The sequence below is a fragment of the Blastococcus sp. MG754426 genome (genome assembly GCF_021699055.1).
GTDB lineage: Bacteria > Actinomycetota > Actinomycetes > Mycobacteriales > Geodermatophilaceae > Blastococcus.
Genome location: NZ_SSXC01000007.1, coordinates 50,715 through 73,009, shown reverse-complemented (window position 1 = coordinate 73,009; position 22,295 = coordinate 50,715). Strand labels below are relative to the sequence as shown.

Below are 22,295 nucleotides of genomic sequence, written 5' to 3'. Positions count from 1 at the left end.
TGATCTGCCACTGTCTAGCCCAGGGTCTAGACGGCGGCAGACGGCGTCAGATCCCACGATGGGGCGCGCAGCGGGGCTAGCGTCGGCACGTGATCAAGTTCCTGCTCAAGGTCGTGATCTTCGCGGCGGCCTTCTACGGGCTGACCTACTTCGACGTGCTCCCCGGGCTGGAGGTGCTGCCCAACCCCGACGGGCCGCTGGGGGAGTACGGCAGCTACCTGTGGATCGGGCTGATCTTCGGTGTGGTCAACGCCCTGGTCGGGCCGGTCCTGCGGCTGCTCTCCCTGCCGTTCGTGCTGCTCACGCTCGGCCTGTTCCTGCTCGTGGTCAACGCGGCGCTGCTCGGCCTGACCGCGGCGATCACCGACCGGCTCACCATCGACGGTTTCGGCACCGCGGTGATCGGCGGGCTCATCCTCGCCGTCGTCGGCTGGATCGCCGACCAGCTCCTCGACCGCTGAGGCGTCACCGTGACGCTGGTCTCAGCGGGCAGTAGCGTGGCCCGACATGGCCAGTGACACCGGCGTCGCCCCGGGGACCCCGGTGCGCGACCGGGACGGCGGCCCCTCGAGCGGCTCTCTCACCGAGCTCGCCGCCCTCGAGGCCGGCCGCGACGAGAAGAAGCAGCTGCTGCGGAAGGCGGCCGAGCTGGCCGTCACCGAGGCCGAGCGCGGCGCGGCGGCGCTCCCCCAGGGGTGCACCGCCGGCGACGTCCCGGCGTTCTTCCGGCGCTACTACTGGAGCGAGCCCGCCGAGGAGGTCCTCGGCACCGACCCCGCGGACCTCGCCGCGCTCGCCCTGGGGCACCTGGCGCTGGCCGAGGTCCGCCCGCCCGGCGCCGCGACCGTCGACGTGCGGGGCGTCCCGGGCGGCCGCGGGGCCGGCCGCACCGTGATCCGGCTGGTCACCGACGACATGCCCTACCTCGTCGACTCGGTCACCGCGGAGGTCACGCGGCAGGGGTTCGCGCTCGAGCACGTCGTCCACCCGGTGCTGGTCCTGCGCCGGGACGTCCGCGGGCGGGTGCTCACCTTCTGCGACAGCGGGGACGCCGCCTCCTGCGGCGCCGACGCGCTCGCCGAGTCCTGGATGGCGATCGTGCTCGACGGCCCCCTGGACGCGGAGGCCGCCGACGACCTGGTGGCCGGGCTGCGCACCGTCCTGGACGACGTCCGGGCGGTGCACGAGGACGCCGGCCGGATGCGGGACCGCCTGCGGGCGCTCGCCGCCCGGGTGGAGGAGCGCCCCGGCGCCCCGGCGGACGTCGGGGACGCCGCCGACGACCCGGCCGAGGCCGCGGCGCTGCTCCGCTGGCTGGCCGACGAGAACTTCGTGCTCCTCGGGGCCCGCGAGGTGACCCTCTCCGAGGACCCGGACCGCCCGGCGGTCCAGCCGGTGGCGGGCACCGGGCTCGGGGTGCTCCGCAGCGACACCGGCATGGGCGGCACGTCCGGCAGCACGCCGGAGACCGCGAGCGCCCCGGTCGACCACCTGCTCACCGTCACCAAGGCCGACAGCCGCTCGACGGTGCACCGGCGGGCCTGGCTGGACCTGGTGAGCGTCACCCTGCCCGACGGGCGGGACGGGACGCGGCGGCAGTGCCGGTTCGTGGGCCTGTTCCCGACGTCGGCGTACACGACCAGCGTGCTCGACGTCCCGCTGGTGCGGCGCCGGGTCGGCGAGGTCATCGCACGCTCCGGCGTGCCGGCCGACAGCCACACCGGCAAGGAGCTGCTCGACGTCCTGGAGACCTACCCCCGCGACGAGCTGATGCAGGTCGGCGCCGACCAGCTGCTGCCGGTCGCGATGTCGGTGCTGCACCTGCAGGAGCGGCGGCAGACCCGGCTGTTCCTGCGCCGGGACCCCACCGGCCGGTTCTGGTCGGCGCTGGTCTACCTGCCGCGGGACCGCTACACCACCGAGGTCCGGGTGGCGATGCAGCAGCTGCTGCTCGAGCGGCTGGGCGGCACCAGCATCGAGTTCACGGCCCGGTCCACCGAGTCGGTGCTGGCCCGGCTGCACTTCGTCGTGCGGCCCCCGGTGGGGCGCCAGGGGGCGAAGCAGCAGGTCGACGTCGACGTCGAGGCGCTGCAGGCCGAGCTCGCCGCCGCCGCCCGGAGCTGGACCGACGAGCTCTCCGACGCGCTGGCCGCCCGGTTCGGCGCCGACGCCGAGAAGGTGTTCGCGCGGATCGCCGACGCCTTCCCCGCCGCCTACCAGGAGGACTTCAGCGCCCAGCGCGCCGTCGAGGACCTGGTGCGCCTGGACGGGCTGGCCCCCGGTGACCTGGCGCTGCGGCTGTCCACACCCGCCGCCGGGTCGGCGGGGGAGCGCCGGCTCACCGTCTACCGGGTCGGCGAGCGGCTGCTGCTCTCCCAGATCCTGCCGATGCTGCAGAACATGGGCGTCGACGTCGTCGACGAGCGCCCCTACGAGATCGACCGCATCGGGGCGCCGCCCACCTGGATCTACGACTTCGGCGTCGCCGTCCCGCCGGTCGAGCTACCGCTGCTGCGCTCGCTGCCCGAGCGGTTCACCGAGGCCGTGGGCGCGGTCTGGCGCGGGGAGGCCGAGGACGACGGGCTGGGCGCGCTGGTCGTGCTCGCCGGGCTGAACTGGCGGCAGGTGACGGTCGTGCGGGCCTACGTGCAGTGGCTGCGCCAGGCCGGGCTGCCCTTCAGCCAGGCCTACGTCGAGCAGACCCTGGCCGCGCACCCCGGCGTCGTCGCGCGGCTGGTGGCGCTGTTCGAGACGCGCTTCTCGCCGGGGCGGGTGACCGGCCGGGACGCCCGGCAGGCGGACCTGGTCGCGGCGCTGCAGCGCTCGATCGGCGAGGTCGCCTCCCTCGACGCCGACCGCGTCCTCAGCTCGCTGCTGGCCGCGGTCACCGCCACCCAGCGGACCACGTACTACGCCTCCACCCCGGAGCGGCCGACCCCGTTGGCGCTCAAGCTCGCCCCGGCCGAGGTGCCCGACCTGCCCGAGCCGCGCCCGGCGCACGAGGTGTGGGTCAGCTCGCCCCGCGTCATGGGCGTGCACCTGCGGTTCGGCAAGGTGGCCCGCGGCGGGCTGCGCTGGTCCGACCGGCGGGAGGACCTGCGCACCGAGGTGCTGGGCCTGGTGAAGGCGCAGATGGTCAAGAACACGGTCATCGTGCCCACCGGCGCCAAGGGCGGCTTCGTCGTCAAGCGGCCGCCCGCGGACTCCCCGACCCACCCCGCCTCCCGCGAGGAGGTGCTCGCCGAGGGGCAGGCCTGCTACCGGTCGTTCGTCGGCGCGCTGCTGTCGCTCACCGACAACCTGGTCGACGGCGCGGTCGTCCCGCCGGAGAAGGTGGTCCGGCACGACGGCGACGACAGCTACCTCGTCGTCGCCGCCGACAAGGGGACGGCGACCTTCTCCGACCTGGCCAACGAGGTGGCGCTGGAGCGCGGCTACTGGCTGGGCGACGCCTTCGCCTCGGGCGGCTCGGTCGGCTACGACCACAAGGCGATGGGCATCACCGCCCGCGGCGCCTGGGAGTCGGTGACCCGCTACTTCCGCGAGCTCGACGTCGACGTGCAGCAGGAGGACTTCACCGTCGCCGGCATCGGCGACATGTCCGGCGACGTGTTCGGCAACGGGATGCTGCTCAGCGAGCACATCCGCCTGGTCGCCGCCTTCGACCACCGGCACGTCTTCGTCGACCCCACCCCCGACGCGGCGACGTCGTTCGCCGAGCGCCGGCGCCTGTTCGAGCTGCCCCGCTCCTCGTGGGCCGACTACGACACCTCCCTGATCAGCGAGGGCGGCGGGGTGTGGCCGCGGACGGCCAAGACCGTGCCGGTGTCGGAGCAGGTGCGGGCCGCTCTCGGGCTGCCCGGCGGGGTGACCTCGCTGAGCCCGGTGGAGCTGATCCGCGCGGTGCTGCTCGCCCCGGTGGACCTGCTGTTCAACGGCGGCATCGGCACCTACGTCAAGGCCGCCGGGGAGAGCCACCTGGAGGTCGGCGACAAGGCCAACGACGCCGTGCGGGTCGACGGCCGGCAGTTGCGGGCGCGGGTCGTGGGCGAGGGCGGCAACCTCGGCCTGACCCAGCGCGGCCGGGTGGAGTACGCGCTCGCCGGCGGCCGGGTGAACACCGACGCCATCGACAACTCGGCCGGCGTGGACACCTCCGACCACGAGGTCAACATCAAGATCGCGCTGAACCGGGTGGTCGACGAGGGGCGGATCGACGCCGAGGGGCGCGCGGCGCTGCTCGGCGAGATGGCCGACGACGTCGCCGCCGCCGTCCTCACGCACAACCACGCGCAGAACGCGACCCTCGCCGGCGAGGCCGCGGCCGCGCGCAGCCTGATGGACTCCCACGAGCGGTTCATCCGCTCGCTGGAGCGCACCGGCCGGCTCAACCGGGCGGTGGAGGCGCTGCCCGACGACCGCGCGCTCACCGAGCGCCGCCGCGACGGGCACGCGCTGACCAGCCCGGAGCTGTCGGTGCTGCTGGCCTACGCCAAGCTGGAGACCGGCGACGCCGTGCTGGCCTCGCCGCTGCCGGACGACCCGGCGCTGGAGGCGCTGCTGGTCGACTACTTCCCCGGCCCGCTGCGCGGCCGGTTCCCCGCCGCGGTCACCAGCCACCCGCTGCGCCGCGAGATCATCGCGACGGTGCTGACCAACCGCGCGGTCGACATCGCCGGGGTCACCGGCCTGTTCCGGCTCGCGGAGGAGACCGGGGTGCCGCTGCCGGCGGTGGTCCGCGCGCACGCGGTGGCCCGCGCGGTGTTCGGCGTCGACGGGATGTGGGACGCCGTCCGCCCGCTGGACAACCAGGTCTCGGCCGCCGCGCAGGTGGAGGCGCGCACGGAGGCCACCCGGCTGGCCGAGCGGGCGGCGCGCTGGCTGCTGCGCCAGCCGGAACTCACCGCCGAGCACCCGCCGCCGCTGGCGGAGGTGGTCGACCGATTCGCCCCGGCGGTCACCGCGGTGGAGGCCGGGCTCCCCGGCTGGCTGCTCGGCGGCGAGGCGGAGGCCTACGCCTCGCGTGCCGCCCGGCTGCAGGAGGCCGGCCTGCCCGCGGAGCTCGCCGCACGGGTGGCCTCGGCGCCGCTGCTGCCGGCCGCGCTGGACCTCGCGGTGGTCGCCGAGCGGACCGGGGCGCCGGTCACCCTGGCCGGCCAGGTGATGCAGGGGCTGGCCGAGCGGCTGGGGCTGGTGACGCTGCGCGAGCAGGTCCTCGCCCTGCCCCGGGACCGGCGCTGGCCCTCCATGGCGCGGGCGTCGCTGCGCGACGACCTGGCGATGGAGCAGTCCTCCCTCACCGAGGACGTGCTCAGCCTGCGCACCGGCGACGACGAGGAGCCCGGTGGCCTGGTGGGCCGGTGGGCCGAGGGCTGGGACCCCGCGCAGCGCCGCGCGGCCGCCCAGCTGGCCGACATCACCGCGGGGGAGCGCCACGAGCTCGCCGAGCTGCTGGTCGCCGTCCGGACCCTCCGCGGGCTGCGCAAGCGCCGCCGGGCCCGGCGGCTCCCGCGCCCGGAGGGGACGTGAGCCCTTCCCCGCGAGATCGGCGACGTCGTGCCCATCGAGGGGTTGATGACCCGGCTTCGCGGATCTCGATCGGGTGTGGCGGGCGGCTACCGCAAGCAGTGCGCATCCGGGTGGCCATACGGCCGTCTAGCCCCGACCGTAGAGAGCCGTAGAACAGGCCAGTCGCAGGACCGTCACGTGCGGCCGGGATTGGCGGGCCCGTGCGCGGGCAGGGTGCTGGGGACCGCTGCCCCCGACGCGAGGACCGCCCGTGCCGCTCCGCCCCCTCCACCGCACCGACGGCTACCTGCCCATCGAGGACCACGGGCTCATCGGGGACGGCGTCACCTGCGCGCTGGTCGCCCGGGACGGCTCGATCCCGTGGCTCTGCCTGCCGACGTTCGACGGCGAGCCGTTCGTGGCGGGGCTGCTCGACGCCCGGCGCGGCGGGACGTTCGCCGTGACCCCGGCCGGGCTGCGGGAGGCGGCGCAGCGCTACCTGCCCGACACCGGCGTGCTGGTCACCGAGCTGCACTGCGACGGCGGCGTCCTGGAGCTCACCGACTGCCTGCCGCTGCGGTCGGGCGCCGACCTCGCCGAGCCGGTGCCGGCCGGGCGAGGTGAGGTCCTGCGCACCGCCCGGGTGCTCTCCGGGTCCGTCGACGTCGAGGTCCGGCTGGCCCCGAAGGACGGCGTCCAGGTGCGCTCGGAGCTCGAGGCCTGGCGGATCCGCTGGCCGGCCCGCCCGGACCTGGACCTGCTGCTGTGGTGCTCGCACCCGCTGACGCTCAGCGGCGACGGCGCGATCACCGGCCGGGCGCGGCTGGCGGCCGGGGAGCGGCTGACCGTCACCCTCCAGTGGTCGGGGCAGACCCACACCCGCGCCCGCCACGACCCCCAGCGGCTGGTCGACCAGACCGCGGCGGCATGGCGTGACTGGGCCGGCTGCCTGGCCTACGAGGGCCCGCAGCGCGACCTGGTGCGGCGCTCCGCGCTGACGCTGAAGCTCCTCGACCACGTGCCCACCGGGGCGGTGATGGCCGCCGCCACCTCCTCGCTGCCCGAGGGCATCGGCGGGGAGCGCAACTGGGACTACCGCTACACCTGGGTGCGCGACGCCGCCTTCACCGGTTACGCGCTCAACCGCATCGGCATGGGCGAGGAGTCCTACGCCTTCCTGGCCTGGACGCTGCGCAACGTCGAGCGGCGCGGCCGGGTCGACATCATGTACTCCCTCGACGGGGAGCCGCCGGCGACCGAGTGGCTGGACGCCACGCTGTCGGGCTACCGCGGCTCCTCCCCGGTCCGCTGGGGCAACGGCGCGGCCCGGCAGGTGCAGAACGACGTCTACGGGGAGCTGCTCGACGTCGCCTACCAGTGGGTGCGCGGCGGCGGCGAGGTGAGCGAGCCCTTGTGGATCTCGCTGCAGGCCCTGGCCGAGCAGGCCATCTCCCGGTGGGGGACACCCGACCACGGCATCTGGGAGATCCGCGACGCCGGGCGGCCGTTCACCTACTCGGTCGCGATGTGCCACGTCGCCGTCGACCGGGCGCTGCGGATCGCCGACCTGCTGGGGCTCCCGCACCCCCGGGAGCGGTGGCGGGCCGAGGCCGACCGGATCCACCGCACCCTGCTGGAGCAGTCGTGGGATTCCGACCGCGGCACCTTCACCGAGCACCTCGCCCCGCCCGGCGGGGGTGACCGCGGCGGGCTGGACGGCTCGCTGCTCAGCCTGCCGCTGCGCCGGGTCGTCGCGGCGGACGACCCCCGCATGGTCGCGACCACCGAGGCCGTCCGGCGGCACCTCGACGCCGGGGACGGGCTGCTCTACCGCTACCTGCACGAGGAGTCGCCCGACGGCCTGAAGGGCACCGAGGGGGCCTTCCTGCTGTGCAGCTTCTGGCTGGTCGACAACCTGGCGGGGCAGGGGCGGCTCGACGAGGCGCACGCCCTGTACGACTCGCTCTGCGGCCGGGCCACCGAGCTGGGCCTGCTCGCCGAGGAGGTCGACCCGTCGACCGGCGCCTTCCTGGGCAACTTCCCGCAGGCGTTCAGCCACGTGGGGGTGATCGCCAGCGGCTGGAACCTCGCCCGGGCCACGGCCGCGGCGGGGGGAGGTGCGGCACGGTGACCCGCTCGTTCGTCGTCCTCGGCGGGACCGGGGACCTGACCGGCCGGCTGCTCCTGCCCGGGCTCGCCGAGCTCGCCGCCGCGGGTGGCCCCGCCGAGCCGGCCGCGGTGGTGGCGGTCAGCCGGGAGGACTGGACCGACGAGGAGTACCGCGGCTGGGCGCGGGACCGGCTGGCCGAGCACGCGGCGCACGTGCCCGAGCCGGCCCGCGAGCGGCTGGTCGGCCGGCTGGGGTACCGGCAGGGGGACGTGACCGTCCCCGCCGACCTCCGGGCGGGCCTGGCCCGCGCCGGGGGCGTGCCGGTGGTCTACCTGGCGCTGCCCAACACCGTCTTCCTGCCCACGCTCGAGGCGCTGGCCGAGGTCGGGCTGCCCGAGGGTGCGGTCGTCGCCGTCGAGAAGCCCTTCGGCCGCAACCTGGCCGACGCGCAGGCGCTCAACGAGGTGCTGCACCGGCTGGTGCCGGAGGAGCAGGTCTTCCGCACCGACCACTTCCTGGCGATGCAGACGGTGCTCAACATCCTCGGGCTGCGGTTCGCGAACCGGGTCTTCGAGCCGGTGTGGAACGCCCAGCACGTCGAGCAGGTGGAGATCGTCTTCGACGAGACCCTCGGCCTGGAGGGGCGGGCCGGCTACTACGACACCGCGGGCGCGCTGCGCGACATGCTCCAGAACCACCTGCTGCAGGTGCTGGCCGTGGTGGCGATGGAGCCGCCGGCCGCCCTGGACGCCCGCGGCCTCGCCGCCCGCAAGGCCGACGTGCTGCGCGCCGTCCGCTCGCCGGACGACCCGCGCCGGGACACCGTGCGCGCCCGCTACACCGCGGGCCGGGTGGGGGCGCGGGACCTGCCCGACTACACCGCCGAACCCGGCGTCCACCCCGACCGCGGCACCGAGACCTACGCCGAGTACACGGTGCAGGTCGACAACTGGCGGTGGGCCGGCGTGCCCTTCCGGCTGCGGTCGGGCAAGGCGCTGGGTGCCGACCGGCACGAGATCGTGCTGCGCTTCCGCCCGGTGCCGCACCTGGCGTTCGGGCGGCAGGAGGGGGAGGCGCACCCCGAACCGGACGTGCTGCGGCTGCGGCTGGACCCCGACGCGATCAGCCTGGAGGTCAACCTCAACGGCGCCGGTGACCCGTTCGACCTGGAGCGGCGGACGCTGGCCGCGCAGCTCCCACCGCAGGCGCTCTCGGCCTACGGGCTGCTGCTGAAGGGCCTGCTCGCCGGCGAGGCGGCGCTGGGCATCAGCGACGTCGAGGCCGAGGAGTCCTGGCGGATCGTGGAACCGATCCTCGCGGCGTGGGCCGCGGGCGACGTGCCGCTGCTGGAGTACCGAGCCGGCTCCGACGGCCCCACCCCTGGCCACGATCAGGGCACCTGAGAGGGAGGACGCCGTCGAGGGCCGTGTACGGCTCTCTAGCTCCGACGCTAGAGAGCCGTAGAACGGGTCAGAGGGGCGGGCGGCGCTCACCGAAGCGGGTCGCCTGCTCGAAGGCGTGGCCCACTTCCAGCACCCGGCGGTCGGCCCGCGGGGGGCCGATCACCTGCAGCCCGACCGGCAGCCCGTCGGCGGTGAAGCCGCCCGGCACCGACAGCGCAGGGCAGCCGGTCGCCGAGACGACCGTGCACGAGCGCATCCACTCCAGGTAGTTCTCCTGGTGGACGCCGGCGATCTCGGTCGGGTACTCGACCTCCACCGGGAAGGGGAGCACCTGCGTGGTGGGCGCGAGCAGCACGTCGTACCGCTCGAAGAAGGCGACCATGCGCTCGTAGAGCTTCGTGTGCAGCTGCTCGGCGCGGGCCAGGTCCGCCCCGGTGAGCTCGGCACCGAGCTCGGCGTTCCAGCGGATCGACGCCTTCACCTGGTCGGGGTGGCGGGCCGCGAGCTCGCTGAACGCGGCGTCGAACAGCCACGCCCGCAGGGTGCCGAAGACCTCGTCCGCGCCGGAGAGGTCGGGGCAGGCCTCCTCCACCGTGGCGCCCAGCGACTCGAAGACGGCGACCGACGGCGCGAGGACGGCGGTGACGGCCGGGTCCACGGTCACCTGCCCACCCAGGTCCGGCGCCCACGCGACGCGGAGGCCGTCGAGGCGCTCGGGCAGCGGCGCGGCGAAGCCGGACGGGTCGTCGGAGAGCGCGATCGGCACCCGCGGGTCGGGGCCGGCGATCACCGAGAGCTGCAGCGCGACGTCGGCGACCGTGCGGCCCATCGGGCCCTGCACCGACAGCTGCGACCACGCCATCGGGGCGGGCCACGTGGGCACCCGGCCCGGGGTGGGCCGCAGCCCGACGACGTTGCAGAACGCGGCCGGGTTGCGCAGCGACCCGCCCATGTCGCTGCCCTCGGCGACCGGCACGAACCCGGCCGCCAGGGCCGCCGCCGCCCCACCGCTGGAGCCGCCCGCGGAGAGCCCGTGCCGGTAGGGGTTGTGCGTCACGCCGAAGACGGGGTTGAAGGTGTGCGAGCCGGCCGCGAACTCGGGCACGTTGGTCTTGCCCACCCGGACCGCCCCGGCCCCGACCAGGCGGGCCACCACCAGCTCGTCGGCGTCCGGCACGGTCTCCGCGTGCAGCGGTGACCCCCAGGTGGTGCGCATGCCGCCGGTGGCGTGGGTGTCCTTGTGGGCGACCGGCAGCCCGTGCAGGGGGCCGAGCGGCCGGCCGGCGGCCTGGGCGGCGTCGGCGGCGTCCGCGGCCGCCCTGGCCCCTTCGGCGTCCAGGGTGACGACGGCGTTCACCTGCGGGTCCAGCCGCTCGATGCGGCGCAGGTGCGCCTCCAGCAGCTCGCGCGCCGACACCTCGCGGTCGCGGACCAGCGCGGCGAGCTCGGTCGCGGGACGGGTGCAGAGGTCGTCGTCGGCGGTCACCCCGGCAGCCTGCCAGAAGCCCGGGCGCGCGTCGTCGCCGGCCGGGGGGAACGATGGACCGCGATGACCGAGGACCACGCCCCCGCCGGCGACCCCACCCTCGAGGGCGCCACCTTCGACGAGCTCGGCCTGCGCCCGGAGCTGCTGCGGGCGCTCTCCGCCCTCGGCTACGAGGAGCCCACGCCCATCCAGCAGCAGGCGATCCCGCCGCTGGCCGAGGGGCGAGACCTCCTGGGCCAGGCCGCCACCGGCACCGGCAAGACCGCCGCCTTCTCGCTGCCCGTGCTGCAGCGGATGCCCGCCCACCGCACCGAGCGCCCGCCGGTGGCGCTGGTGCTGGTGCCCACCCGGGAGCTCGCCGTGCAGGTGTCGGAGGCGCTGCACCGCTACGGCCGCGACCTCGGCGCCCGCGTGCTGCCGGTCTACGGCGGCGCCCCGATCGTGCGGCAGCTGCGCTCGCTGGAGTCGGGTGTCGACGTCGTCGTCGCCACCCCCGGCCGGGCCCTCGACCTGCTCAACCGGGGCGCGCTGCGCCTCGACGGGATCGCCACCGTCGTGCTCGACGAGGCCGACGAGATGCTCGACATGGGCTTCGCCGAGGACCTGGAGGCGATCCTCGACGCGACGCCGGAGCAGCGGCAGACGGTGCTCTTCTCGGCGACCATGCCGCGCCGGCTGGACGCGCTGGCGCGCCGCCACCTCTCCGACCCGGTGCGGATCACCATCGCCCGGGAGCGGGCGGCGCCGGGGACCGCGCCCCGCATCCGGCAGACCGCCTACGTGGTGCCCCGCGGCGCCAAGCCGGCCGCGCTGGGCCGGATCCTCGACGTCGAGGCGCCGACGGCGGCGATCGTGTTCTGCCGCACCCGCGAGGAGGTGGACTCGCTCACCGAGACGCTCAACGGCCGCGGCTACCGGGCCGAGGCGCTGCACGGCGGCATGAGCCAGGAGCAGCGCGACCGGGTCATGGGGCGGCTGCGCGGGGGGACGGCGGAGCTGCTGGTGGCCACCGACGTCGCGGCGCGCGGGCTGGACGTCGAGACGCTCACCCACGTCGTCAACTACGACGTCCCCTCGGCACCGGAGTCCTACGTCCACCGCATCGGCCGGGTGGGCCGGGCCGGCCGCGAGGGCGTGGCGATCACCCTCGCCGAGCCCCGCGAGCACCGGATGCTCAAGACCATCGAGCGGGTCGCCGGCGCGCCGATCCCCGTGGAGAAGGTGCCCACGGTCGCCGACCTCCGGGCCCGCCGGCTCGACCTCACGCGGGCCGCGCTGCGGGAGAGCCTGCTCACCGACGACCTGGACCGCTTCCGCGTCGTCGTCGAGACCCTCACCGACGAGTTCGACCTCGTCGAGGTCGCGCTCGCAGCGGTGAAGCTCGCCCACGAGGCGACCGGCCCGGTGGACGACGACGAGGAGATCCCGCAGGTCTCCTTCCGCCCCGAGCGGGACGGCGGGCGGGCCGGTGGCGGACGCGACGGCGGCCGGCGCGACGAACGGCCCGGCCGGCCCGCGGGACGGCCCGGCGGCCCGGCCGCCCGGCTCTTCGTGGGAGTGGGCCGGGACGCCGGCATCCGCCCGGGCGACCTGGTCGGCGCCATCACGGGGGAGACCGGGCTCACCGGGCGCGACGTCGGGTCGATCGAGATCCACCAGCGGTTCGCCCTGGTCGAGGTGCCCGAGGCGGCCGCCGACGAGGTCGTGCAGGCGCTGCGGGCCACGATGATCAAGGGGCGCAAGGCCCAGGTGCGGCGCGACCGCGGCCGCTGACCGGCGCGCGGCTCAGCCCTGGGCCGGGTCCCGCGGCACGGTGGGGGGCACGCGGGCCGGTCCGGCCTCGGGCGGCCGGGGCCGGTCCTGCCGGTGCAGCCGGACGGCGACCAGGGCGACGTCGTCCTCGGGGTGGCCGTGCACCAGCCGGTCGAGCAGCTCGTCGAGCAGGTCCTCCAGCGGCAGGTCGGCGAGCTCGACCACCGCCGAGCGCAGCCGCTGGATGCCCTCGTCGAGGTCGGAGTCGCGGCGCTCGACGAGGCCGTCGGTGTAGAGGATGACCGTCGAGCCGCGCTCCAGCGTGGCGACCGACTCGCGCCGCTGCGTGCCGGGGTCGACGCCCAGCAGCAGGTCACCGGTCCACTCGCCGAGCTCGGCCACCTGGCCCGCCGGGGTGAGGATCAGCGGCGGCAGGTGCCCGGCGTTGGCCCAGCGCAGGCGCGTGACGCCCTGCTGCACCTCGTCGGGCGTCTGCTCCAGCCGGGCCACCGCGGCGGTGGCCATGGTGGTGATCTGCAGCGTCGTCATCGAGGCGTCCAGCCCGCGCAGCACCTCGCCCGGGCCCGCGTCGCTGTAGGTGGCGACCCCGCGCAGCAGCCCGCGGAGCTGCCCCATGGCCGCCGCGGCCTCGGTGTCGTGCCCGACGACGTCGCCGATCACCAGCATCGTCGCGCCCCCGGGCTGCAGGAAGGCGTCGTACCAGTCACCGCCGACCCGGGCGGCCTCCGCGGCGGGGAGGTAGCGCACCGCGATCTCGGCGTGGTCGGGCTCGGGCGGCTCGGTGAGCAGGCTGCGCTGCAGGCCCTCGGCGAGCTGCTGCTGGGCGTTGTAGAGGCGGCCGTTGTCCAGCGCCAGCCCGGCGCGGTCGGCCACCTCCTGCGCGGTGACGAGGTCCTCGGCACGGGTCGGGGTGGCCCGGGAGTAGTAGACGGTGAGCAGGCCGAGCGTGCGGTTGCGCCCCCGCATGGGCAGGACGACGGCCTCGCGCGGATCGAGGCGGGTCAGCAGGTCGCGGGACTCGCCCGGGGGCAGCATGTCCAGCACCGCGGAGCCCAGGCTGCGCCGCTGCTCCCCGGTGCGCAGCGAGACGGCGGCGGGGGAGTCCGGCGGCATGGTGTCCAGCCGGACCTCCGTGTAGCGCTCCAGGACCGGGCGCAGCTCCGGGTCGGCGTGCCACGAGCCGACGTCGCGGGCGCGCCCGTCGCCGTCCACGATCGTGACGATGCAGAAGTCGGCGAGCGCCGGGACGACGAGCTGGGGCAGGTGCTGCATCGCGCCGTGCTGGTCCAGCGGGCCGGCGAGGCCGGCGCTGACGCTGGCCAGCAGGGCGAGCCGTTGCGCCACCCGCTCGGCCTCCTCCTGCACCCGCCGCCGCTCGGTCACCTCGAGGAAGTACACCGAGAGGCCGTCGGGGCTGGGCCAGGCCCGGAGCTCGTACCAGCCGTCCAGCGGTGCGGGGTAGTAGGCGTCGAACGCGACCGGCTCGCCGGTGCGGACCGCCTCGCGGTAGCGGTCCTCGAAGACGCTGTTCACCGCGTCCGGGAAGGCTTCCCAGAGCTCCCGTCCCAGCAGCTCGTCCCGGGTGGTCTGCAGCAGCTTCTCGGCCACCGCGTTGACGTAGGTGAACCGCCAGTCGCGGTCGAGGCTGTAGAAGCCGGCGGGCATGGCCTCGAGCACCCGGGTGACCAGGCTGGCCTCCTCCCGCTCGCCCGTCACGTCGTAGGCGGTGCCGAGGATGCGGGTGGTGCGCCCCTCCCCGTCGACCAGCGCGCGGCCGCGGGCGTGGATCCAGCGGGTCTCGTCGTCCGGGCGCACGATGCGGTAGGTGGCGTCGTACTCGCCGCCGGTGTCGACGGCCTGCTGCAGCGCCTCGCCGACCCACTCGGCGTCCTCGGGGTGCAGGCGCGCGTTGAAGGCGTCGATGGTGCGCCCGAAGTCGTCGCTGCCGTAGCCGAACATCGCGATGAGCTGTTCGTCCCAGGCCAGCTCACCGGTCGACTGGTCCCAGTCCCAGGTGCCGACGCCGCCGGCCCCGGTGGCCAGCTCCCACCGGATGCGGTCGTCCTCGGACCGGCGCAGCAGCGCCGCGAGCTGCAGCTCGGTCATCACCGAGGCGGCGAGCTGGCGCAGCGTCGCGATCTCCGAGCTCGCCCAGGGGCGCGGTTCCGGGTCGAAGACGCAGAGCGCGCCGACGGGTGTGCCCGCGGAGTCGGAGAGCACGGTGCCGAGGTAGGAGCCCACGACGCCGGCCCGCACCGGCGGGAGGTCGCGCACGCGCTCGTCGGCCCGGGCATCGGGGACCACGAGGGCCTCACCGGCGGGCAGGGCCGCGGTGACGGTGCAGAGGGACTCCTCGAGCGGCCCGGTGGTGCCGACGGCCGCCGCGCCGGTCCCCGCGGCGACGAGCTGGACGTCGAGGAGGAGCGAGACCTGGCTGCCGCTGGTACCGAGCAGGCGGGCGGCGAGCTCGGCGAGCCGGTCCAGCCCGGGGCGCTCCGCGGTCGGCAGGATGCGGCGGGCGGCCTCGACCCGGGTGGGGTCCAGCCTGAGCTCGGCTGCGGACCGCTCGCCGAGGCTCGGTCCCGCGTCGACCGTGCGGTCCGTTCCGTCCACCGAAGCCTTCCTGCCCGGCGGTCGCCGGATGCGAGATGCCCGGGCGCCGCGTGGTTCGGGTGCGCCGGGTCCCAGCAGTTATGTCACGGCGGGCAGGTTGCGTGCAACCAACCGCCGGGCCGAGCCGGGAGAGATGGGCCTCAGTGGGCGGGCACGACCAGGGTCAACGCCGTCCCGCCGTCGTGTTCCACGTGGAACCCCGCCCGCCTCAGCAGACCCCTCAGTCGCACCACGTCGCCCGGCTCGGCCGTGGTGGTGGCGAGCACGCGGGCGAGCCTCCCCTTGTGCGCCTTGTTGAAGTGGCTGACGACGGCTCGCGTGCCGTCGGGCCGCTCGCTCAGCACGGTCACGGTGACCGCGCCGGGGGCCGGGGCGAGCGCCGCGTAGGAGCCGCTGCGCAGGTCGACGACGAGCCCCTCGACGTCGGCCAGCACCGGCCCGAGCGCGGGCCTCCACAGGGCGCGGAGGGTGGGCAGCCCGGGCAGGGCGGAGCCGGCCGACAGGCGGTACGCCGGGATGCCGTCGCCGCCCGCCACCAGGCCGAAGAGCGCCGACCCGACGGCGAGCCGCCGGTCGGCCCGGGCCCGCTGGGCGCGGGTGAGCGACCGCACGTCCAGCGCGTCGTAGAGGACGCCGGTGTACCGCTCGAGGGCCGGGAGGGTGGCCGCGGTGAACAGCGCGGCGTTGCGGGTGATCTCGTCGTCCTGCTTCGGCGACAGGCCCAGGGCGGCGCGGGAGGCCGGGACGTCGCCGGAGAGGTCCACCAGCGCTCCGGCGAGGCGCGCGCGGACCGGCGTCAGCTCGGGCGCGGTGAGCTCGTCGAGGTCGAGCGGCGGGCCCTCGCCCCCGGGTGCCTTGGTCTCCGACGGGGGCAGCAGCACGAGCACGGGGAGCCAGCTTAGGCAGCCGGCGCCGCGTCACTCCGCGAGGTCGACCACCACCGGGGCGTGGTCGCTGGCGCCCTTGCCCTTGCGCTCCTCGCGGTCGATGAACGCGCGGTCGACCCGGGCGGCCAGGGCCGGGGAGCCCAGCACGAAGTCGATCCGCATGCCCTCACGCCGGGGGAAGCGCAGCTGGGTGTAGTCCCAGTAGGTGTAGACGCCCGGGCCCGGCGCGTGCGGGCGCACCACGTCGGCGTACCCGGCGTCGACCACCGCCTGGAACGCCGCCCGTTCCGGCGCGGAGACGTGCGTGGACCGGCTGAACACCGACATGTCCCAGACGTCGTCGTCCTGCGGGGCGATGTTCCAGTCGCCGACGAGGGCCACCTGCGCGGCCGGGTCCTCGGCGAGCCAGCCCGCGGCGGTGCCCCGCAGCGCGGCCAGCCACTCCAGCTTGTAGGCGTAGTGCGGATCTTCCAGCGTCCGGCCGTTGGGCACGTACAGGCTCCACACGCGCACCCCGCCGCAGGTGGCGCCCAGGGCGCGGGCCTCCGCGCTGGGCGCCACCCCCTCCTTCGCCGACCACGACGGCATCCCGGCGAAGCCGGTGGTCACGTCGTCGAGGCCGACCCGGGACAGGATCGCGACGCCGTTCCACTGCGAGTGGCCGACGTGCGCGACCTCGTAGCCCAGCGCGCCGAACACCATCTCGGGGAACTGGTCGTCCCGGCACTTGGTCTCCTGGAGCGCCAGGACGTCGACGTCGTGCCGCTGCAGGAAGGCGGCGACGCGGTCGGCGCGGGTGCGGATCGAGTTGACGTTCCAGGTGGCCAGTCGCACGCCGCGGAGCTTACGGAGCAGCCCCGACGGCGAGCGGCCCGGCGCCGGCCCCCCGGGTCGCCGGATCGGGCGGTCCCGACCGGGTGGTCCGCCGTCGGCGCCCCCACCTGGCCGAACAGTGGGAGCATGGCCCGGTGAGCGGGTACGGGGACGCGGGCGCACGCCCACCGGCGCAGGGGCAGCGGCGCGGCTTCGGCGCCGCCCTGGGCTGGACGGCCCTGGGGGCGCTCGTGCCCGGGACCGCGTTCCTGGCGGCCGGCCGGCGGCGGCTCGGCGCGGCGGTGCTCGCCGTCTTCCTCCTGCTCGTCGCGGGCGGGCTGTGGCTGGCCACCGCCGGGCAGCAGGTCGCCGCGCGCACCCTCGTCGACACCGACGTGCTGCTGTGGGCGACGGTGGGCGTCGGCCTGCTGGCCGCCCTGTGGATCGCCGTCGTCGTCGCCGGTTACCGGGTGCTGGTGCCCCGGGGCACCTCACGCGGGCGGCACGTCGTGGGCGGTGCCGTCGTGGCGCTGCTGGCCGCCGCGATCGCCGCCCCGGCGGTCTTCGCCGGGCACCTGGCCACGACGTCGCGCGACCTCATCGCCGGGGTCTTCGACGACGAGCGCGAGTCGGCCACCGTGGACGCGGACGAGGAGGACACCGCCGAGCTCTTCGGCGGCCGGGACCGGGTGAACGTCCTGCTGCTCGGGGGCGACGGCGGGGAGGGCCGCGAGGGCGTGCGCACCGACACCGTCATCGTGGCCAGCACCGACGTCGAGACCGGCGAGACCGTCCTGGTCAGCCTCCCCCGCAACCTGCAGGACCTGCCCTTCCCCGAGGACAGCCCGCTCGGCGAGCTCTACCCCGACGGCTTCGACGCCGGCAGCGAGAGCGAGAGCCTGCTCAACGCCGTCTACCGCAACGGCCCCGCCTGGTACCCCGACGCCCTGGGCCCCACCGACGACCCGGGCGCCGACTTCCTGAAGCTGGGGGTCGGGGAGGCCCTCGGGCTGCGGATCGACTACTTCGTGCTGGTCAACCTCGAGGGCTTCAGCCGGCTGGTCGACGCGCTCGGCGGCGTCACGGTGAACGTGAACTACTACGTCCCGGTCAACGGCAACCCGAGCACCGGGGAGCTGCCCGACGACTACATCGCGCCCGGCCGGGACGTCCGGATGGACGGCACCACCGCGCTGGACTTCGCCCGGGGCCGGTTCGGGCTCAGCGACTACAACCGGATGGAGCGGCAGCGCTGCACGATCTCCGCGATCGTCGACGCCGCCGACCCGGTCACCCTGCTGCAGCGCTACCAGCAGCTCGCCGCGACCACCGAGGACATCGTCAGCACCGACATCCCGCGGACGCGGCTGGACGACTTCGTGGACCTGGCGTTCCGCGTGAAGGACGCCGAGATCCGCAGCGTCGTCCTCGACCCCCCGGTGATCGACCCCGCCTACCCCGACTACGACGCCATCCGGCAGCTCGTCCAGGACGCCATCGACCCGCCCGTGCCCGTGCCCGCGGCGGCGACCCAGCCGCCGGCGGACGTGGCCGACGCCCCGGAGGCCCCGGAGCCGGCGGCGGGGCCGGCCACCGATGTCGCCGACGCCTGCGCCTACGACCCGGAGCGGGCGGCGGAGGCCCGCGCCGCCGGGGAGCCGCCGACCAAGCAGGGCTGAGGCCCGCGTCGAGCCCGGTCCGGGGCGGGGCGGAGAATGCCCGTGTGCCCGCCGCCGTCGTCCGCCCCGTCTCCACCGTCGACGACGCGCTGCGCGCCGAGCTGCTGCGCTGCTGGATCGACGTGACCAACGCCGGCGGCGCGGTCGGCTTCGTGCCGCCGGTCACCGGGGACGACGTCGTCCCGCTGCTGGACAAGCTGCTGGAGGGCGTCCACTCGGGCCGGGACGTGCTCGCCCTGCTGGAGGTGGACGGGGAGACCGCCGGGTTCGCCAGCGTCGTCGGCTCGCTGAGCCCGCTGCGCCGGCACTGGGGGACCGTGCTCCGGGTGCAGGTGCACCCCTCGCGCCAGGGGCAGGGCCTGGGCCGCGTGCTCATGGACGGCGTGCACCGGATCGCCCGCGACCGGGGCTGGGAGTTCCTGCACCTGACCGCCCGCGGCGGCACCGGGGTGGACGAGTTCTACAAGGGGCTGGGCTACGTCGAGGTGGGCCGGCTGCCCGGCGCGATCCGCGTGGCGCCGGGCGACGACCGCGACGAGATCGTGATGGCCTGCCCGCTCTGACGGCCTGCGGTCACACCTGGACCGGGGTCTCCCCCCGGGCCGCCATGCGGGCGCGCAGCCGCTCCCGGCTCTCCACGAAGCGGGTGGCCTCGGCGTCCAGCCCGGCCAGGAACGCGGCCAGCTGCTCGCGGGCCTGCTCGCCCTCGGGCCCGAGGTCGGTGCGCTCGAAGACCTTCCAGGTGCGCAGGATCGGGCTGACCACCTCGTCGTGGTGCAGGCGCAGGTCGTAGATGCCGGCCTTCGCGATGATCGTCGAGTTCTTCCGGAAGTTCGCCATGTTCGCGCCCGGCATCTCGAAGGTCATGACCTCCTTGGCGACGGCCTTCATCATCTCGTCCGGGTCGATGTCGAACGCCGCCGTCACCAGGTTCCGGTAGAAGATCATGTGGAGGTTCTCGTCGGTGGCGATGCGGGCCAGCAGCTTGTCGGCGACCGGGTCGCCGGTGGCGCGGCCGGTGTTGCGGTGGGAGACGCGCGTGGCCAGCTCCTGGAACGAGACGTAGGCGACGGCCTCCAGCGGGGTCTTGTCCCCGGAGTCGTAGCCGGTGGTCATGTAGTCCATCCGGGCCCGCTCGAGCTCGACCGGGTCGACGCCGCGGGTCACCACGAGGTAGTCGCGCAGCGCGACCCCGTGCCGGCCCTCCTCCGCCGTCCAGCGGCCCACCCACTGGCCCCAGGCGCCGTCCCGGCCGAACCGGGTGGCGATCTCGCGGTGGTAGCTGGGCAGGTTGTCCTCGGTCAGCAGGTTGACGAACATGGCCGCCTTGGCCGTCGCGTCCAGCCGGGACTGCTCCGGGGACCAGTCCTCCCCGCCGAGGAAGGCGAAGTTCCGCCCCTCGTCCCAGGGGACGTAGTCGTGCGGGTGCCACTCCTTCGCCATCCGGATGTGCCGGTCGAGGTTCTCGGCGACGACGGGCTCGAGCTCGATGAGCACGGCTGCCTGCGGGGACGTCTGCGACACGGGGACCTCCGGGGTCGGCTCGGCCTGCCTGCGTCGCACCGTACGCCGCCTGGACCCGGCCGGCGGCCCGACGCGGCATCCTGGTGCGCCGCCTCACCGCACGCGGGCCGCGGCGCCCGGTTTGGCAGGCTGGGGGCATGACCGACCCGGCTCCCGGCACCCCCGCCCCGCGCAACGCCCGCCGGGAGCGGCTCGTCGGGCTGTTCGTGCTCGGTGTCGCGCTGGTGCTGCTGGTCTCCACCCCCACCTGGTTCGCCAGCGACCAGAGCGGCGTCGCGATCGCGCAGCTGGCCGTGGCCGTGGTGCTCGCGGCCGCGGGCGCCTGGCTGGTGCGGCGCGCCGGCCGGGGGTGAGCTGCGCCCGCCGTTGCGGGGACCGGTGACCCGCAGCACACTCCCTGCCCAGGAGCGGCGAGGGAGGAACCGGTGGAGCTGGACAAGCAGGAGCTGGTGCGCGTGCTGCGCACCGAGGGGGACAACGACACGGCGGAGAAGGTCGAGCAGCGGTTCTCCGACCGCATCGACACCGACCGCGACGGCGACGCGCTCGCCGAGGTGGGGCTGGACCGGACCCAGCTGATGGCCAAGCTCGCCGGGGGCGGCTTCGGGACGACGCTGACGCCCTGAGCCGCCCCTCGGCGCCGGCTCAGCCGGTGAAGGGACGCTCGCGCGCGAGCTCCTCCTTGGCGACGCCGCGGATGTGCACCGCGTCCGGGCCGTCGACGATGCGCAGCGTGCGGGCGCTGGCGTAGAAGCGGGCCAGCACGGTGTCGTTGCTGACGCCGGCGCCGCCGTGCACCTGGATCGCGCGGTCGATGACGTCGAGGGCGACCCTGGGTGCGGCGACCTTGATCGCGGAGATCTCCGTGCGGGCGCCCTTGGCCCCGTACTTGTCGATCAGGTCCGCCGTCTTCAGCACGTAGAGGCGCGCCTGGTCGATCTCGATGCGGGACAGGGCGATCGCCTCGCGGACGGTGCCCTGGTCGGCCAGCGGGCGCCCGAACGCGACCCGGTTCTTGCTCCGCTCCACCATCAGCGCCAGCGCCCGCTCGGCCATGCCGATGGCGCGCATGCAGTGGTGGATGCGACCGGGGCCCAGCCGGGCCTGGGCGATCATGAAGCCGTCGCCCTCGCCGGAGAGGATGTTGCTGACCGGCACGCGGACGTCGGTGAACCGCAGCTCCGAGTGGCCGTGCTGGTCCTGGTACCCGAAGACCGGCAGGTGCCGGATGATCTCCAGGCCCGGGGTGTCGCGGGGGACGAGCACCATCGACTGCTGGCGGTGCGGCGGGCCGTCGGGGTCGGTCTTGCCCATGACGATGAAGATCTGGCAGCGCGGGTCGGCGGCGCCGGAGGTCCACCACTTGCGGCCGTTGATCACGTACTCGTCGCCGTCGCGGACGATCGAGGTCTGGATGTTGCGGGCGTCGGAGCTGGCGACGTCGGGCTCGGTCATCGCGAACCCGGAGCGGATCTCGCCCTCCAGCAGCGGGTTCAGCCAGCGCTCCTTGTGCTCGGGGGTGCCGAACAGCATGAGCGTCTCCATGTTGCCGGTGTCCGGCGCGCCCACGTTCATCGACTCGGGGGCGATGACGGGGGACCAGCCGGTGATCTCGGCGACGGAGGCGTACTCGAGGTTGGTGAGCCCGCCCACCTCGTGGTGGAAGAGGTTCCACAGGCCGCGCTTGCGCGCCTCCGCCTTGAGCTCCTCGAGGATCGGCGGGTGCTCGTGGTCGTCGTGACCGCGCTCCGCGCGCCAGGCGTCGTACACCGGCTCGGCGGGGAACACGTGCTCCCGCATGAAGTCCCACGCGCGTGCGCAGACGTCCTCGGCCTTGGCGGAGAGAGCGAAGTCCATGCCCGGCAACGTAGCGCCGGACGTGACGGCCGTCGCATCGGGGGTGCCGGGTGCCCGGAGAAGCGCGGAGCCGGGCCCCGCCGTCCTCGGGGACGACGGGACCCGGCTCCGCGGTGCGGCCCCGTCCGGGGCCCGCCCGAGCTGCTCAGACGCGGGTGCGGCCCTCGACGGCGCGCTTCACCGGGCCCAGCGCGATGACCAGGCCGGCCAGGGCGCTGACCAGGTGCAGCCAGTTGTCGGCCCAGTTCAGGCTCAGGAAGTCCCAGTCCTGGTCGACGGCGAAGAGGCCGTAGACGAAGGCCGCGCCGTACCCGATGGCCAGCAGCCAGCCGTAGGTCCGGGCGCCGCTCAGCGTCCGGAACAGCGCCAGGCCCGCCGCACCGATCAGGATGTGCACGATGTTGTGGAACGGGTTGACCTCGAACCCGAGGATGGTCTCCCCGGTGTCGTGCGCGAAGAAGTCGTCGAACCCGGTGACGAAGAATCCGACGATCCCGACGAGCAGATAGACGGCCCCGATGACCGCCGCGAGCATCTGCGGCCAGGTCAGGCCCCGGTCCGCGCCGGTGTTACCGCGGGTTGCAGACATGATGTCCTCCCATAGTCGTCCGGCCTGCCAGGTGCTTGACAGGTCACTGCCAG

The 22,295-nt window shown here is 75.2% G+C and carries 16 protein-coding genes; 9 read left to right on the top strand and 7 right to left on the bottom strand.

What is annotated here, in order from left to right; genetic code table 11:
* Positions 1–89 precede the first annotated feature (89 nt).
* From E9549_RS05170 to E9549_RS05155, 4 genes are all read left to right on the top strand, one after another.
* The gene (locus tag E9549_RS05170) at positions 90–461 is read left to right on the top strand and encodes a phage holin family protein (RefSeq protein WP_236825474.1); all 372 of its coding nucleotides are present in this window, start codon (positions 90–92) and stop codon (positions 459–461) included.
* Between the two features lie 46 nt (positions 462–507).
* Positions 508–5,529: an NAD-glutamate dehydrogenase gene (locus E9549_RS05165; protein WP_236825473.1), complete on the top strand. Its 5,022-nt coding sequence runs from the start codon at positions 508–510 to the stop codon at positions 5,527–5,529.
* Between the two features lie 250 nt (positions 5,530–5,779).
* Entirely contained in the window at positions 5,780–7,639 is a 1,860-nt protein-coding gene (locus E9549_RS05160; protein ID WP_236825472.1) for a glycoside hydrolase family 15 protein, read from the top strand.
* On the top strand, positions 7,636–9,021 hold the full coding sequence (locus E9549_RS05155; RefSeq protein ID WP_236825471.1) for a glucose-6-phosphate dehydrogenase: 1,386 nt from the start codon (positions 7,636–7,638) through the stop codon (positions 9,019–9,021). Before E9549_RS05160 ends, E9549_RS05155 begins: the two co-directional genes overlap by 4 nt.
* Before the next feature lie 67 nt (positions 9,022–9,088).
* On the opposite strand, the gene E9549_RS05150 is transcribed toward E9549_RS05155, so the two are convergent.
* Positions 9,089–10,507 carry an amidase gene (locus E9549_RS05150; RefSeq protein WP_236825470.1) on the bottom strand — a complete coding sequence of 473 codons (1,419 nt, stop codon included), beginning with the start codon at positions 10,505–10,507 and terminating at the stop codon, positions 9,089–9,091.
* Positions 10,508–10,570: 63 nt separating this feature from the next.
* On the opposite strand from E9549_RS05150, the gene E9549_RS05145 reads away from it, so the two are divergent.
* Entirely contained in the window at positions 10,571–12,280 is a 1,710-nt protein-coding gene (locus E9549_RS05145) for a DEAD/DEAH box helicase (RefSeq protein ID WP_236825469.1), read from the top strand.
* A 12-nt stretch (positions 12,281–12,292) separates the two neighbouring features.
* On the opposite strand, the gene E9549_RS05140 is transcribed toward E9549_RS05145, so the two are convergent.
* The 3 genes from E9549_RS05140 to E9549_RS05130 all read right to left on the bottom strand — a co-directional run bounded on the left by E9549_RS05140 (position 12,293) and on the right by E9549_RS05130 (position 16,614).
* Positions 12,293–14,893 (bottom strand): SpoIIE family protein phosphatase, encoded by a 2,601-nt coding sequence (locus E9549_RS05140; protein ID WP_236825468.1) that lies wholly within the window; start codon positions 14,891–14,893, stop codon positions 12,293–12,295.
* A 140-nt stretch (positions 14,894–15,033) separates the two neighbouring features.
* On the bottom strand, positions 15,034–15,780 hold the full coding sequence (gene yaaA, locus E9549_RS05135; protein WP_236825467.1) for a peroxide stress protein YaaA: 747 nt from the start codon (positions 15,778–15,780) through the stop codon (positions 15,034–15,036).
* Positions 15,781–15,810: 30 nt separating this feature from the next.
* Entirely contained in the window at positions 15,811–16,614 is an 804-nt protein-coding gene (locus E9549_RS05130; RefSeq protein ID WP_236825466.1) for an exodeoxyribonuclease III, read from the bottom strand.
* A gap of 134 nt (positions 16,615–16,748) precedes the next feature.
* Here E9549_RS05130 and E9549_RS24015 point away from each other — a divergent pair, with 134 nt between their 5' ends.
* The gene (locus E9549_RS24015; RefSeq protein WP_236825465.1) at positions 16,749–18,272 is read left to right on the top strand and encodes an LCP family protein; all 1,524 of its coding nucleotides are present in this window, start codon (positions 16,749–16,751) and stop codon (positions 18,270–18,272) included.
* A gap of 44 nt (positions 18,273–18,316) precedes the next feature.
* Positions 18,317–18,835 (top strand): GNAT family N-acetyltransferase, encoded by a 519-nt coding sequence (locus E9549_RS05120; RefSeq protein WP_236825464.1) that lies wholly within the window; start codon positions 18,317–18,319, stop codon positions 18,833–18,835.
* Between the two features lie 10 nt (positions 18,836–18,845).
* Here E9549_RS05120 and E9549_RS05115 read toward each other — a convergent pair whose 3' ends face one another.
* On the bottom strand, positions 18,846–19,796 hold the full coding sequence (locus E9549_RS05115; RefSeq protein ID WP_236825463.1) for an acyl-ACP desaturase: 951 nt from the start codon (positions 19,794–19,796) through the stop codon (positions 18,846–18,848).
* Between the two features lie 137 nt (positions 19,797–19,933).
* Between E9549_RS05115 and E9549_RS05110 the strand changes: the two genes are divergently transcribed.
* A complete protein-coding gene (locus E9549_RS05110; protein ID WP_236825462.1) occupies positions 19,934–20,149 on the top strand; it encodes a hypothetical protein in 216 nt (71 codons plus the stop codon).
* Positions 20,150–20,221: 72 nt separating this feature from the next.
* Positions 20,222–20,422, top strand: coding sequence for a hypothetical protein (locus tag E9549_RS05105; RefSeq protein ID WP_236825461.1), 201 nt, complete (start codon positions 20,222–20,224; stop codon positions 20,420–20,422).
* Positions 20,423–20,441: 19 nt separating this feature from the next.
* Here the strand turns inward: E9549_RS05105 and E9549_RS05100 are convergent, their stop codons facing one another.
* Positions 20,442–21,653 (bottom strand): acyl-CoA dehydrogenase family protein, encoded by a 1,212-nt coding sequence (locus E9549_RS05100; protein ID WP_236825460.1) that lies wholly within the window; start codon positions 21,651–21,653, stop codon positions 20,442–20,444.
* Between the two features lie 145 nt (positions 21,654–21,798).
* On the bottom strand, positions 21,799–22,242 hold the full coding sequence (locus E9549_RS05095) for a DUF4383 domain-containing protein (RefSeq protein WP_236825459.1): 444 nt from the start codon (positions 22,240–22,242) through the stop codon (positions 21,799–21,801).
* Positions 22,243–22,295 lie beyond the last annotated feature (53 nt).